This window comes from Photorhabdus khanii NC19 (assembly GCF_000517265.1).
GTDB lineage: Bacteria > Pseudomonadota > Gammaproteobacteria > Enterobacterales > Enterobacteriaceae > Photorhabdus > Photorhabdus khanii.
The window spans coordinates 1-13,208 of record NZ_AYSJ01000007.1; the positions used below are offsets into that span (position 1 = coordinate 1).

General features: G+C 51.0%; 18 protein-coding genes. All 18 read left to right on the forward strand.

The features are described 5' to 3' along the window. The coding region (locus tag PTE_RS07830) for a phage protease (protein ID WP_036844795.1) at nt 1-1,095 on the forward strand (1,095 nt) is incomplete at its 5' end. Continuing rightward, the gene (locus PTE_RS07835; protein ID WP_036844798.1) at nt 1,095-2,018 is read left to right on the forward strand and encodes a Mu-like prophage major head subunit gpT family protein; all 924 of its coding nucleotides are present in this window, start codon (nt 1,095-1,097) and stop codon (nt 2,016-2,018) included. The genes PTE_RS07830 and PTE_RS07835, both read left to right, overlap by 1 nt. Before the next feature lie 59 nt (nt 2,019-2,077). Continuing rightward, entirely contained in the window at nt 2,078-2,359 is a 282-nt protein-coding gene (locus tag PTE_RS07840) for an HI1506-related protein (RefSeq protein WP_036844801.1), read from the forward strand. Beyond that, the gene (locus tag PTE_RS07845) at nt 2,356-2,808 is read left to right on the forward strand and encodes a gp436 family protein (RefSeq protein ID WP_036844803.1); all 453 of its coding nucleotides are present in this window, start codon (nt 2,356-2,358) and stop codon (nt 2,806-2,808) included. The genes PTE_RS07840 and PTE_RS07845 overlap by 4 nt, the downstream gene beginning before the upstream one ends. Then, on the forward strand, nt 2,808-3,359 hold the full coding sequence (locus PTE_RS07850) for a DUF1834 family protein (RefSeq protein WP_036844807.1): 552 nt from the start codon (nt 2,808-2,810) through the stop codon (nt 3,357-3,359). The genes PTE_RS07845 and PTE_RS07850 overlap by 1 nt, the downstream gene beginning before the upstream one ends. A 5-nt stretch (nt 3,360-3,364) precedes the next feature. Then, nucleotides 3,365-3,541: a DUF2635 domain-containing protein gene (locus PTE_RS07855; RefSeq protein ID WP_070974993.1), complete on the forward strand. Its 177-nt coding sequence runs from the start codon at nt 3,365-3,367 to the stop codon at nt 3,539-3,541. Then, on the forward strand, nt 3,542-5,014 hold the full coding sequence (locus PTE_RS07860; RefSeq protein ID WP_036844812.1) for a phage tail sheath subtilisin-like domain-containing protein: 1,473 nt from the start codon (nt 3,542-3,544) through the stop codon (nt 5,012-5,014). Between the two features lie 11 nt (nt 5,015-5,025). Continuing rightward, nucleotides 5,026-5,385 (forward strand): phage tail tube protein, encoded by a 360-nt coding sequence (locus PTE_RS07865; RefSeq protein WP_036844815.1) that lies wholly within the window; start codon nt 5,026-5,028, stop codon nt 5,383-5,385. Continuing rightward, nucleotides 5,386-5,739, forward strand: a complete 354-nt coding sequence (locus PTE_RS07870; RefSeq protein ID WP_036844820.1) for a phage tail assembly protein — start codon at nt 5,386-5,388, stop codon at nt 5,737-5,739. 1 nt (nt 5,740) lies between these two features. Beyond that, nucleotides 5,741-5,872, forward strand: a complete 132-nt coding sequence (locus tag PTE_RS26825) for a hypothetical protein (RefSeq protein WP_274534118.1) — start codon at nt 5,741-5,743, stop codon at nt 5,870-5,872. Beyond that, nucleotides 5,873-7,726 carry a hypothetical protein gene (locus PTE_RS07875; protein WP_036844823.1) on the forward strand — a complete coding sequence of 618 codons (1,854 nt, stop codon included), beginning with the start codon at nt 5,873-5,875 and terminating at the stop codon, nt 7,724-7,726. Then, nucleotides 7,726-9,054, forward strand: a complete 1,329-nt coding sequence (locus PTE_RS07880) for a DNA circularization protein (RefSeq protein WP_245219006.1) — start codon at nt 7,726-7,728, stop codon at nt 9,052-9,054. The genes PTE_RS07875 and PTE_RS07880 overlap by 1 nt, the downstream gene beginning before the upstream one ends. Continuing rightward, nucleotides 9,047-10,129: a phage baseplate assembly protein gene (locus PTE_RS07885; protein WP_036844826.1), complete on the forward strand. Its 1,083-nt coding sequence runs from the start codon at nt 9,047-9,049 to the stop codon at nt 10,127-10,129. The genes PTE_RS07880 and PTE_RS07885 overlap by 8 nt, the downstream gene beginning before the upstream one ends. Next, complete coding sequence (locus PTE_RS07890; RefSeq protein ID WP_036844829.1) at nt 10,126-10,668, forward strand: phage baseplate assembly protein V; 543 nt, start codon at nt 10,126-10,128, stop codon at nt 10,666-10,668. Before PTE_RS07885 ends, PTE_RS07890 begins: the two co-directional genes overlap by 4 nt. Beyond that, a complete protein-coding gene (locus tag PTE_RS07895; protein ID WP_036844833.1) occupies nt 10,665-11,105 on the forward strand; it encodes a phage GP46 family protein in 441 nt (146 codons plus the stop codon). Before PTE_RS07890 ends, PTE_RS07895 begins: the two co-directional genes overlap by 4 nt. Next, nucleotides 11,106-12,179: a baseplate J/gp47 family protein gene (locus PTE_RS07900; protein ID WP_036844836.1), complete on the forward strand. Its 1,074-nt coding sequence runs from the start codon at nt 11,106-11,108 to the stop codon at nt 12,177-12,179. Then, a complete protein-coding gene (locus PTE_RS07905) occupies nt 12,170-12,754 on the forward strand; it encodes a YmfQ family protein (RefSeq protein WP_036844839.1) in 585 nt (194 codons plus the stop codon). Before PTE_RS07900 ends, PTE_RS07905 begins: the two co-directional genes overlap by 10 nt. A gap of 38 nt (nt 12,755-12,792) precedes the next feature. Further along, the coding region (locus tag PTE_RS24455; RefSeq protein ID WP_209435494.1) for a tail fiber protein at nt 12,793-13,208 on the forward strand (416 nt) is incomplete at its 3' end.

Genomic DNA, 13,208 nt, shown 5'->3' on the forward strand with positions numbered 1-13,208 from the left:
ATTAGTGCCCGTGACGGCCGGCCGGAGGATGTCACCGGCGGACAGTGGTTTATGGATGCGGCGATTGCTGAACAGTTTATTACAGCAACAGCGGCCATCGGCCAGCCGGTGTTGTTTGACTACAACCATGTGACGTTAAAACAAGAGGAAGATGCCACCGCATGCAAAGACGCGATTGCGGCGGCCTGGCTGAAAAACCCCGCGACAGATATGCAGTGGCGTGAGGGGCTTGGATTATTCGTCCGGCTGTCACTGACTCCAACAGCACAGCAAGCAGTGGATAACCTCGAATGGGCGTATCTGTCTGCGGTGTTCCCTTATAACGCGTTAGGCCATCCGCTTTATTTGAGGATGGGGGCGCTCACCAACGACCCCGGTTTAACCGGCATGCAATCCCTGGCCGTACTCGCGGCATCTGACTTATTCCCCAAATCTGAGGAAACCTTTATGAATGACATTCTACTCCAGTTGCTGGAGCAGTTGGGTATTGAACTGCCCGACGATACCACCGAACTCAGTGAAGACACACTCAGTGATTTACTGAATCAGGCGCTGTCCGCGATTGAAACCCTGAAAGCCTCAGCCCAGGCCGCTGTTGATACGCAAGCGGTGATTGAAAACACCGTAGACCCGGACAGCGTCACCAGTGGCGTAACCGATATCGTTGATGATGCCGCCGCCGATATCACCGAAGCGGAGCAACTCTTAGAAGAGGCCGCATTGAGTGGTGTGGATTTAACGCGGTTTGTTCCTGCCCGCGCGTATCAAATTCTGGCCCGTCGTGCGGCGGTGTTAAGTGCCCGTTCTGGCGAACAAAGTGCAGAATCGATTATTACCAGTGCCCGCCGCCAAGGGCGCGTTATAGCAGCAGAGGTCCCTTATTTGCGTGCGGTAGCGAGACAACACGGCATTGCCGAACTCAATGCCGCGATTTCTGGCCGGAAAGGCATTACGGCCCTCACCTGTCGTCAAACCCTGAGAACAAAACCCCCGTCGCGTCTGGCCGTCCTGTCCGCGTCTGAAAAAGAAGCGGCGAGGCTCCAGGGATTATCTGAAACCGAATTCCTGAAACGCAAACAAAAAGGAGCCAAATAATGGCGATTGTGACCCCCGCGCTGATTAAAGCGTTATTCACCGGCTGGAACGGCGATTTTCAAAATGGACTGGACCAGGCTCCCAGCCAGTATGAGCAAATCGCCACCGTCGTACCGAGCACAACAAAATCGAATACTTACGGCTGGCTGGGGCAGTTTCCCGGTATGCGTGAATGGATTGGTGATCGTGTTATCAAAGACATGCAATCACACGGTTATCAAATCATTAACCGGCCATTTGAAAGCACAGTCGGTGTTGATCGGGATGATATTGAAGACGATAACATCGGTATTTATTCCCCCTTATTTACTGAAATGGGGCGTGCTGCCGGTGTGCAGCCCGATGAACTGGTATTCGGTGCGCTGTCAAACGGCTTCGCCAATCTGTGTTACGACAAACAGAACTTCTTTGATGCTGACCACCCTGTCTACCCTAATGTAGACGGCAAGGGGGATGCTAAATCGGTCAGTAACATTCTGACAGACGACAGCTATAAAGGGTTGCCGTGGTTTGTGCTTGATAATTCCAGGGCCATTAAACCCATCATCTTCCAGCAGCGTAAAGCACCGGAAATGGTGGCGATGGATAAAGTGGATGATGAGCAAAACTTTATGCGCAAGCTCATTCGTTATGGTGTCGATACCCGTTGTGAAGCCGGTTACGCCTTCTGGCAACTGGCTTACGCCGCCAAAGCCCCACTAACTGCGGATAACGTCTGGTCGGTGATTTCCGCCATGCGCCAGTTTAAAGCCGATGGCGGGCGTCCGCTGGCCATCCGGCCGACTCATCTGGTTGTGCCGCCGGCAATGGAGAAAGAAGCCACGCAGTTATTAGAACGTGAGCTAACGGTTGACGCCAAGGGCGGCACTGTCAGCAATGAAATGAAAGGCCGTCTTGAGCTGATTGTAGCGGACTACCTCTAATCACCCATTAAACGGGGTGTGAACCCCGTTTAAACCCCGTTTAAAGGACATGAAATGTTATGTCAGAGAAAATTTCAATGGCTGAAAACGCCGAAACGATGGGTGTTTGCGTGGTTAATACCGCCCATGATGGCTATCGCCGGGCCGGGTTTGTGCTTGACCAGGGTGAAAACACGTTACCGGCCGTTAATGTTGAGCAGCGTCAGGCGCTGGAAACGGATCCCCGTCTGTCTGTCACGGTTATTACGTCAGATACCGATAATGACGAAAAGGGGCGGCTGGCTCATCAAGATGATACAGCTACGTTAGCTCACGCTAAGAAAAGTAAGGCGAATAAATGAGTTACGCCACGCTCGCCGATATGTACGCGCGCTACAGTCGTGACGGTCTGAACACCCTGACGGATGTCAAGATTGATGACTGGGCGGCATTAACCGCCGATGAACTGACTCTTGTACGTCAGCGACTGATACAAACGGCGCTGGATGATGCTTGCGCGACGATTGACGGCTATATCGACAGTCGCGCGACTTTGCCGCTGAAAACGGTGCCGTCTGTCCTGATTAGAGTGGCTTGTGTGCTGGCGCGGTTTTCGCTCGAAGACGGCGCGGCAACAGAAAAAGCCACGAAAGACAGTGAAGATGCCATTCGTCTGCTGGAAAAAGTCGCTGCCGGGGATGTCAGTCTCGGACTCAGTAAAGAGGCTGAACGCCCGGAGGGCGGTGATATTGCGCAAATCACCAGCGCGGGCAGTGTCTGGCAGCGCGAAAAATCGCGGGGATTTATCTGATGAAGACACCGGCTTCTATCACCAGTGATATTTCAGATGCATTGCTGGCGGGTATTCAGCAGTTGTTTGGTAAGACACTGCGCAAAGTGGATACCCACCCCGGCCAGTGGAGTGACAGCGCCGTCAAGCTGATTATCAATACCGCACCGGCGGTTTACGTCGCCTGGTTAGGCAGTCGCCAGGGCGAGATACGTCATACCGCTATCAGCACCTGGGGCATTTTTGTCAGCGCGTCCGTGTTAAACGGCAAACAAACTCATGTGCCGGGCATTTATCAGATTGTTGAACGGCTCACCGCCTGGCTAAACAACCGTCGGATTGCCCCGGCGGGTAACTTCACCCTGACTCAGGTTGGCAACCTGTGGAGCGATACGCAAAGTCAGGCAGGCGTAGCGGTGTATGGGCTGTATTTTGATGCGCCGCAACCGTTGCCGGACCCGATCGCGATTGACGATTTAGACGATTATGAAACTCATTATCAGCAATGGGGGCAGCCAGCGGGGACGCCTGAGCAGGAAGCCCTGATTGATTTACCTATTCAGGATAAATGAAAACCATGACTGAATTGCATATTAAACCCACACCGGGGTTGGTTGTTCGTGACCCTGAGACCTACGAACCCCTGACTGAAAAAGGCGATAAAAAGCCGCGTATTGGGTACTGGTTACGTCGCCTGAAAGAGGGGGATGTAGTTGAAATTCCTGCTGTATCAACGAAAAAAGGAGCGCAATAAATGGCTCTCTCATTTAATGAAATTCCATCCAATATTCGGGTGCCACTGTGCTATATCGAATTTGATAACAGCGCCGCAGTGACAGGCACACCGCAGATGTTGCATAAAACGCTGCTCTTAGGGTTGCGCATGAAAACCGGACGGGTGCCCGGCGGGCAACCTTTTCGTGTCACTTCTGCCAGTGCGGCTGAAACCGCATTTGGCCGTGGCTCTATGCTGGCTGAAATGGCGGCATCATTTATCAAAGGCAATGCGTTTGCTGAACTGTGGGCACTCGCCCTTGACGATACTGACGATGGCGTCAAGGCTGAGGGGAAAATTCAGCTTATCGGTAAGGTGGCTCAAACCGGGCAAATTGCGCTGATGATAGCCGGCGTTCCTGTGCGTGTCACGGTCAAAGCCGGTGATGATGAGGTCACGATGGCCGGTAAAATCCGCGAGGCGATTAACGCAAATGAAAAGTTGCCAGTAACGGCGAGTGCGGAAGCCCTGGCTGACACCGTAATGTTGAAGGCCAAATGGGGGGGTGAGACGGGCAATGATATTGATGTCCGGGTCAACTACTACGACGGGGAAATGCTCCCTGCGGGCATCAATTTAGCGATCACCCCGATGAGTGGGGCCACTGGCAACCCCGATTTAGCGGCAGCCATTACCGCTTTCGGTGACACCTGGTGGAACTATATTGTTAACCCCTTCACGGATACACCGAACCTCGATTTACTGCGTGATGAGCTGAAAACCCGTTGGGGGCCGCTGCGGATGATTGACGGGATATGCTGGATGGCCTACCGCGGTACACTGGCTCAAGCGTCAACTTTCGGTACGTTACGCAATGATTATCTGTTTTCAACGATGGCAACTGGTATTTCGCCGCAGCCAACTTATCTCTGGGCGGCCACCCTGGCGGGCGTGGCGGTGGGTTCACTGAGTATTGACCCGGCCAGGCCGCTTCAAACCTTGCAACTGCCCGGCATTTTGCCGCCTGCCGCGAGTGACCGTTGGGCACTGAATGAACGTAACTTGCTGCTCTACGACGGGATGTCAACATTCAATGTCGCGGCGGGTAATGTCGTACAGATCGAGCGCATGATAACGATGTATCGCCAAAACAGCTTCGGTGACCCCGACCCCAGTTATCTGGATGTAGAGACTATCGCTACCCTCTCGTATCTGCGTTACTCAACCCGGGTGCGTATCACGCAAAAATACCCGCGCCATAAGCTGGCGAATGACGGTACGCCTGCCAGTGCCGGTCAGGCGATAGTCACGCCGTCAGTCATCAGGACGGAGTTGTTGGCACTGTTTACCGAACATGAATTTGCCGGTCTGGTGGAAGATTTCGACGCCTTCAAAGCGACACTGATTGTTGAACGCGACAGCAATGATCGCAATCGGCTTAATGTCCGCAGCAATCCGAATCTGGTTAATCAGTTCCGTATTTACGCTCACGCTATCCAGTTTATTTTGTAACAGGAAAACTTATGGCAAGCCCCTATCAGTACACCGGTATTGCTTACATCCGGCTTAATGGGAAAGAAATTCCAACCAAGGACGGCGCGCAACTGACGCCGGGCGGCGTAACCCGTGACCCGGTCATCGGTGCCCGTGTTTATGGTTGGCAACAGACCCCGAAGGAAGCACGTTTAAGTTGTGTTATTCCGCAGGGGCCCGGCGTCAGTCTGTTTGTGATTAAAAATATGGTGGATGCGACTATCGAATTTGAATGCGATACCGGCGAACGCTTTATGATCGCTAATGCCTGGTGTGATGGCAATGTATCACTGACCAGCAAAGGTGAGATATCCGCTGAATTTATTGGCATTGAATGTAAGGAGATTTAAATGACATTTGAATTAAAACATGGGCTGGCCTACGGCCAGGACGACGAGGCCGAAAAACAATGTGATGTCGAGCTGCGCCAGCTCACCGCCGGTGATTTGATTGATGCCGAAACGGCCAGTGAGCGGGTAGTGATGACAGAAAAAGGCCCGGCACTGCTCTCCAGTCCCGCCTTAATGGGCTATGAGTTGTTACGTCGCACTATCGCGCGGATTGGCAACATCAACGGCCCGATACCGATGGTATTACTGAAAACACTGCATCAGGATGATTTAGAGTTGATTGCCGGCCAGGCCGGTTTACAACGCTATGCCGCGATGGAAACCATGAAACAGGTGGCTGACGAGGGGCGATAGTTTGCAGTGCGTTCGGGCTGTCGAGCGCACTGCCTTATCCGTCGGTATCCGGTTAAAAGGGGGGCCAGCCTGGGCGCTGGCCTTACCGTTGCCGAAACTATTACTGTACTCACACTGGCTGGAGAAGCGCTAAATGACAACGAAAAATCGCGCCGAATTTATTGTTGATTTGGTCGGCAATGTGACGCAAAAGGCCCGCCAGTTCGGGGCCAGTATCCGCCGGTTTGGCACGGAAGGCAGTCGCTCTATGCGGCTGTTTTCCAGTGCGGTGACGGGGGCGAACGGCATTCTGGATAAATTTGATAACCGCATAGTGGGATTTGTGACCGGGGGCGGGCTGGCGATGGCGGGCAAACAGGTTGCCGACCATCAGCAGACCATCACCGAACTGGGCACAACCTACAATCTGACGGCGGACCAGGTAATGAAACTGGATGCGGCGGTCACCAAAGTGGCCGCCCATCGTAAACTCAGCACATCCGATCTCATGACCGGCGCAGAAGCGTTTTTAGGGAAAACTAACGATTTTGAGGCCACATTGACGCAATTGGATAACATTGCGCTCAGTATCAATGGGATCAAGATGGAAGCCAGTGAAGCTGGTGATGTTTTGGGTAAGCTTTGGACAACTGGTCAAAGTTATAAAGCTCCAGAAGCAATGCGCCACTGGCTGGATACAGTAGTATCCACTTCGAAAGAGGGAACTGGAAATGTTAAAGAGCAGCTTGTAGCAATTGCTGGGCAGGCGAAAAATACAAAATGGCAGTCGCCAACAGCTCAAGGACAATTGTTAGCGATGATGCGAATAGCCAGTGCTGAATTTAATGACCCCTCACAAGCAGACAGTGCGTTACAAGATTTTTTTGGGGTTATTACCGACAAAGATAAATTAAAGACACTGTGGCAAAAGGGGAGAATAAAATCCACTGATAAGAACAGGCAACTAAAACAACCTGCGGATTTGATGTTTGAAATTGGAACGGCGGCCAAAAATAAAGAAGGAAATTTAAAAGATGTTTTTGATGGCGATACCTTGAAATTGGCTATGGTTTTTGCCGATCCTAAAAAACGTGATTTGGTAAAAAAACTCGCACACCCGAATAATATTGAAGAGGGATTGCTGGAGAAAAAAGCCACACAGAATGTCCAAACGTTCAATGGCGCATTGACGTCACTGGTAAACACCGGTGAGCGATTTGCTCAACTGAAACTGGCTAAACCTGTTCAGGATTTGGCTGACGCGATCCATTCCCTGACCCCAGAAGAGCTGGACGAATATGCCGCTGCCGTTGAAAAAGCCGCGTATGCGATCGGGGCAGCAGTGGCGGCACGTTATGTGTATCGCGCCGGTAAAGGGGTATACAATTTTGCTAAATATATTAAGGGTGGCCCCGCAGGTTCGGCGGGCGGTGATACCCCTTCCGGGCCATTAAGTGGTTCTGATGTGGTGCCCGTTTATGTCACGAACTGGCAAGACCAGAACAACAACAATAATAATGCCACTGGCCCTGATGATATCTTTAAATCAAAAAAAGGCCGGATCCGTGGCGCTGCCATTGCATCAACCGTGGCGCTGCCCCTGTTGTCAGCCGGAGAACGAGATAAAAATCTTAATAAGTATTTCGAACAGATGCGTAAAGAATACCCCTATGCCTACGACGCAAGCGGTAAAGAACGCGGTTCCCACATATTCCCCGTCAGCCTGAAGAATTGGTGGTATGAGCGTAACGAACGGATAGAAAAAGACGGCATCAAACCTTCGCCCTATCTGACGGGAGACTGGCCGAAAAACACAGCACCGCCCATCACCGAGCCGTGGGAATACCGCCAGCCCCAACCTCAACAAAATCAGCAAAAACCGCCGGAAGGCAAGATTACGATTCAGGTTGAAACAACCGGGGATATCAAAGCGAAAACCAAATCAGTTAAAGCGGAAAATATCGATTTGCGGGTGAACACCGGCTACAGCTACGGGAAGAGTTACTGATGGAAATTGATTTTGACCAGGTCATGACATTGTTTAATGACAATTCCTGGCGCAGCCGGGTGGGGAACGGCAAGGGAACCTTTCGCGGTCAGACTTTCTATATTATTGATGACGCCACCATTTCAGGTGGCCGCCGCGTTGTTCGTCACGAATACCCCTTGCGGGACGACGGCGAAACCGAAGACATGGGACTGACCACCCGCGAGTATGCATTTACGGCCATTGTGTTTGGTGATAACTACTTTAATCAGCGTGATACCCTGATAACCGCACTTGAAGCTCCGGATCCAGGCGAAATCGACCATCCCTATTTTGGCAAGCAGCAGATCCAGATTGAAACCTACACTGTCCGTGAATCCTGCTATACCGGCGGGGTTGCGATGTTTTCTGTCACCTTTGTGCCGGCAGCGGATGAGACCGCCCCGGTTGAAGCGCACAAGCCTGAACTGAACAGCGACAGCCTGACGAACCGTGTTCTGTCCGATGTCACTGCGGCGTGGGGCACGGTTACCGGCGCAATCGCTAAAGTTACGGATACACTGAATACGGTTGAAGCGACGGTTAATACGATTGTTAACGGAATTCGCAGTTTACCGGCCACCTCCGGTATGAATCAGTTGTTGGGTTCTGCGCTGGCCCTGAAAGGTTCCTTAAAGAACCTGGTTAATGCCCCGCATCAACTCTTTGATGATATGGCTAATTTGGTCAGTGGCATGGCAGAAGTTGCCCCACCGGCGGTTGCCAGCCGGGCGTTACGTAAAACCGGCAGCAGTATGCAGGTACAATCTAAGTCGAATATGCCGGCAGTGGCACATTTACAGTATGTGGTTAATACCACAACCACCGTTTTTATTGCGGCTCAGCTCGCCAAGTTAGTGTTAAACGCCGCGACAGAAGCGGCGAAAACTAAACCGCCTGCGCCTGCATTAACTCTGGCAGGGGCACCTTACGCTGTTAATTCTCAGTTATCTGAGGCTCCAGTGACATCCATTCCGCTCATTGAAACCCTGGATGATACCCGCAAAGCCAGCATCCAATTAGATGATGAACTGATGCAGTTGCTGATAGCCACGGGTGACTTGGGCTGGTTTGAGACCTCAAATCAGCTCCGTGATTTTCGCATTACCTTTGTGCAACAAATGCAAGCCACGGCGGGGGCGTTACCGACCGCCCGGCATATTGCGTTGGCAGGAACAGAGCCGGCATTAGTCACACTTTATCGTGAAACCGGTGATGTGCGACAACTGAACCGTTTTATCCGGCGGAACGGTATCCGGCACCCGGCGTTCGTGACCGGTGGACTCTCTATTGAGGTGATTAATGGCTAACACGATTGAATTAATTTTGGGTAATAAAATCTATTCCGGCTGGAAAACGCTGAATGTGACCCGCAGCCTGGAAGATATGGCCGGTCAGTTTTCGTTAGGCGTCACGGTTAAACATGGCGACTCTCCGCGGGTACTGATGCCGGGGCAATCCTGCCAGCTTGAAATTAACGGTCAGCGGGTGATCACCGGTTATGTGGATACGGTGGAAACCCGTATTGATGATGAACGCACTATTACGGTATCTGGCCGGGATAAAACCGGTGATTTAGTTGATTGCGCGGCCATTCATGGTAAAGGCCAGTGGCGTAATGTCACGCTGGAAACTATCGCCAAAGACCTGTGCAAACCATTCAGTGTCGTCGTTCGGTGGGAAGTCAAAACGGCATCAGCGGCAACGGTATTCAAACAGTGGCAGATTGAGCCGGGGGAAACCGTGTTTGATAACCTGTCCCGTGCTGCCCGGCATCGTGGGGTACTGGTAACCAGCAATGCGCTCGGTGAACTGGTTTTTACCACTGCCGGCACGGAAAAAGCCGGTGTCTTAGTGCTGGGGCCAGCAGACAGCCAGGGCGTGAAAATTCAAACGATTGACACTTACCTGACCTGGGTTGACCGGTTCAGCTTGTACCGGGTCAAAGGCAGTAACGCTGCGGGTGGCTTATGGGGCGAAACCCAAACCCCGGCACAATCTACTGCAATTAATATTGATGTGCGTGATGCTGAAATTACCCGCTATCGCCCGACTATCATTCTTGCTGATGATAACTTAACAACAGCTAAGGGCAATGCGCGCGGCTCGTGGGAGCAAAAGCGCTCACTGGCACATGGCGTAACCGCCACAGTTGGGGTTACCGGCTGGTTCAAGCCAAACAGCCAGCTTTGGCAGCCTAACGAACGGGTGACGTTAAACGCCCAGCCAGCCGGATTGAATGAGAAAGAACTGTTGATTGTCTCAGTGAATTATACGCTCGATAACGATGCCGGCACGGTAACAAAGCTCGAACTGATGCCGCGTGACGGATTCAACGAACCCGCCCAGCCTGAGCCTAAAATTAATGATGGGATGTGGAAATGATCAACCAGATTAACAAACTGACCGCAAGTCTGTCACGACGTATCCGGCTGCTGGTTTCGCGTGGTGTCGTCAATATCGTCAATGACTCGCTGAAACAGCAAAACTTGCAGGTTTCCCTGTTGGCTGATGAAACGGCTGATGATGTCGAACGATTTCAAAACTATGGTCATAGCAGCGTTCCGCCTGCCGGCAGTGAGGCGATTGTCTTGTCCGTCAGTGGTGTTCGCCAGCACTTAGTTGCGATTGCTGTCGATAATAAAAACAGTCGCATGGGTAAGCTAAAGGCGGGCGACAGTGCGCTTTATCACCTGGAAGGACATCATATTTTACTGACTGAGAATGGTGTTGTCCGCATTCAGTGCAAACGGCTGGAAGTTGTGGCGGATGAAATCGTGTTTGATGCTCCTCAAACCCGCTTCACTGGCAATGTTGATATAAAAGGTGTGAGTTCAGCCACCAATCATATGTCAGGCTCAACCAGCGGTAAAGACCATATTCACACTGAACACGACGGATACAGCACGAGCAAACCACAATGAATGACATCGCGCTTCAATGGCAAACCAACAACGCGGACATCGTTATCGCGCATGCCGATATTACTCTGGATAACTCATTATCTACCGCCGTCATTATTTCCTTGTTTACTGACCGCCGGGCACTGGATTCTGATGTACTCCCGTCTGGGGCAGGTACTGACAAACGCGGTTGGTGGGGAGACTCATTTAATACGCGACCGATTGGCAGCCGGTTATGGCTGTTATCGCGGGAAAAACAACTGTCATCAGTTTTACATCGTGCCAAAGCCTATGCTGATGAAGCGCTGGCGTGGCTGATTGAAGACAAGCAGGCAAAGCAAATCACTGTTGCCGCAACAGCCCCCGAACACGGGGTTTTACTGTTAACAGTGATTATTACTCTATTCAACGGCAGTGTGTTGCCATTGTCGTTTAAAGCTCATTTAAGTGTGATTTAAATGCCGTATAAAGCCCCGCCTCTTAGTGCGTTACTGGCTCGTACTCAGTCAGATATTGAAAGTCGTTTACCCGGCACCTTTGCCCGTCCGGCATTTAGCACAACCGGCGCAATCGCTTTTGCTAACGCGGGTAACGCCGCCGGATTACATGACCACCTTGCGTGGACTAGCCGGCAAGTTGTCCCACACCTTTCAGATGATGATAAGTTGCTTGAACATTGTGAGTTTTGGGGCGTGTGGCGTAAACCCGCCACCCAGGCAACAGGGCGTATTACAGTGACGGTGCTAAATGAAACTGTGATACCGAAAGGAACACGCTTTCAGCGCCCGGATGGGGTTATTTTTGAGTCCATTGATGATGTGTATGCCGCATCGGGTGAAAACCCAGTTTCTGTTATTGCCATCGAACCCGGCAGGCAGGGAAATACGGCGGACGGTGTCGCATTTGAATTGGTGTCGCCAGTGGTTAGTATGAGAACTCAAGCCATGAGTCAGTACATTGGCGGCGGCGCAGAACTGGAGTCGATGGATTCATTGCGTTCCCGTTTGCTGTTCAGAGTGCAATACCCGCCTTCGGGCGGCAATAAATATGACTATGAACGCTGGGCAAAAGAATGTGCCGGGGTGACTCGGGCTTGGTGTATTCCGCGTTACCGAGGCTATGGGTCAGTGGGTGTTTTGTTCGTCATGGATGAAGAAACCAACATATTTCCACGACCTGGCGATTTGATACGTGTGAAAGAATACCTGACCGGGCATATCAACCCGGTCACAAATCAAGCGGAAGGCAAAACAACCGGGGCAGAGCTGATTGTTGAAAGCCCCGTTGCTAAGATCATTAATTTCCGTATTCGCTTATCGCCGAACACGGAAGTCGTCAGACTGGCGGTAAAAACCAATTTGAAAAGTTATCTGGAAAATCTGCCGCCCGGTGGACTGGCTTTACTATCAGAAATACGGGCAACAATTTCTAACGCGCCGGGTGAAATTGATAACACCGTGATTTCACCTGTTGCGGATGTGTATACGGCAGAGCATGAAATTTTTGGGTTGGGAGATATCGAATGGCAATGACAGCCAAAGATTATCAAGAGTCCGGGCTTAATTTGCTGCCAAACGGTAAAGCCTGGCTAAAAGATCCTGATAGCAAATTAGGTAAATTAATGCTGGCTACAGGCGAAGAATTTGCCCGCGTGGATGTGATTAATGACGCTATTTTAAATGAAATTTATGCCGACCGGGCTTTTATGTTACTGAAAGATTGGGAAGACTTTGCCGGACTTCCTGATTGCAGCATTGATAATGAGTCAACGATTGACAGTCGTCGTCAGGCAGTAAAAGCAAAATTAGTGATGTCGGGCAGTCTTTGTAATCAATTTTATGAACGTTTGGCCGCAGAACGTGGCTATCGCATCAAAATTGAGGAGCATTACCCGCATCACTGCTTGCGGGGATGCAACTATCCAATTTACCCGGAAAAGAATTGGTTTCGTGTTTTTGTTCATGTCTTTGAAAGAACCACGCGTTTTTCAACTGTGCTGGATAATTGTCAGCAACGCTTGCGTGTTGCTGATGCAGCAGACCTTGAGTGTTTATTAGAGCGATATGCCCCCGCTGAAACCGAATTTGTATTTATTTATGAGGATTAACGAACTTAGGACTTGATAACCCATCGGGTGTTAGCGTAATGCCACCCATCACGCCGGCNAGCAATCCGACGCTACTCTGGTTTACTGACGGCGGTGCTGGGCTTGCTGTCAGCTACCCGGGTCAGGAATGGTTTAACATTGTGCAGGCTGAATTGTTGGCGGTTTTGCAGGAAGCGGGCATTAAGCCTGACAAAAGTAAATTAAATCAACTGGCCGTGGCAATTAAAAGTATTGCAGCCGAAAGAGGTATTGAACTGACAGACAAACTCGGCAACAGCAGTGCATTAGCCGCATCACAAAAGCTGGTGACTGAAATTAATGACAATGCAAATAGCAAACTTGCAAAAAACCAAAATGGTGCTGATATCCCCGACAAAAACGCGTTTGTGAAAAACCTCGGTTTGTCAGAAACAGTCAATTTGGCTCANGGGGCCTTGCAATCTAANGNTANGNC

What these genes read in the sequence shown, in the direction of transcription:
- PTE_RS07900 (WP_036844836.1), top strand. Translation starts at nt 11,106, where the DNA reads ATGCCGTATAAAGCCCCGCCTCTTAGTGCGTTACTGGCTCGTACTCAG.
- PTE_RS07850 (WP_036844807.1), top strand. Translation starts at nt 2,808, where the DNA reads ATGAAGACACCGGCTTCTATCACCAGTGATATTTCAGATGCATTGCTG.
- PTE_RS07860 (WP_036844812.1), top strand. Translation starts at nt 3,542, where the DNA reads ATGGCTCTCTCATTTAATGAAATTCCATCCAATATTCGGGTGCCACTG.
- PTE_RS07855 (WP_070974993.1), top strand. Translation starts at nt 3,365, where the DNA reads ATGACTGAATTGCATATTAAACCCACACCGGGGTTGGTTGTTCGTGAC.
- PTE_RS07875 (WP_036844823.1), top strand. Translation starts at nt 5,873, where the DNA reads ATGACAACGAAAAATCGCGCCGAATTTATTGTTGATTTGGTCGGCAAT.
- PTE_RS07835 (WP_036844798.1), top strand. Translation starts at nt 1,095, where the DNA reads ATGGCGATTGTGACCCCCGCGCTGATTAAAGCGTTATTCACCGGCTGG.
- PTE_RS07865 (WP_036844815.1), top strand. Translation starts at nt 5,026, where the DNA reads ATGGCAAGCCCCTATCAGTACACCGGTATTGCTTACATCCGGCTTAAT.
- PTE_RS07895 (WP_036844833.1), top strand. Translation starts at nt 10,665, where the DNA reads ATGAATGACATCGCGCTTCAATGGCAAACCAACAACGCGGACATCGTT.
- PTE_RS07870 (WP_036844820.1), top strand. Translation starts at nt 5,386, where the DNA reads ATGACATTTGAATTAAAACATGGGCTGGCCTACGGCCAGGACGACGAG.
- PTE_RS07840 (WP_036844801.1), top strand. Translation starts at nt 2,078, where the DNA reads ATGTCAGAGAAAATTTCAATGGCTGAAAACGCCGAAACGATGGGTGTT.
- PTE_RS07905 (WP_036844839.1), top strand. Translation starts at nt 12,170, where the DNA reads ATGGCAATGACAGCCAAAGATTATCAAGAGTCCGGGCTTAATTTGCTG.
- PTE_RS07890 (WP_036844829.1), top strand. Translation starts at nt 10,126, where the DNA reads ATGATCAACCAGATTAACAAACTGACCGCAAGTCTGTCACGACGTATC.
- PTE_RS07845 (WP_036844803.1), top strand. Translation starts at nt 2,356, where the DNA reads ATGAGTTACGCCACGCTCGCCGATATGTACGCGCGCTACAGTCGTGAC.
- PTE_RS07885 (WP_036844826.1), top strand. Translation starts at nt 9,047, where the DNA reads ATGGCTAACACGATTGAATTAATTTTGGGTAATAAAATCTATTCCGGC.
- PTE_RS07880 (WP_245219006.1), top strand. Translation starts at nt 7,726, where the DNA reads ATGGAAATTGATTTTGACCAGGTCATGACATTGTTTAATGACAATTCC.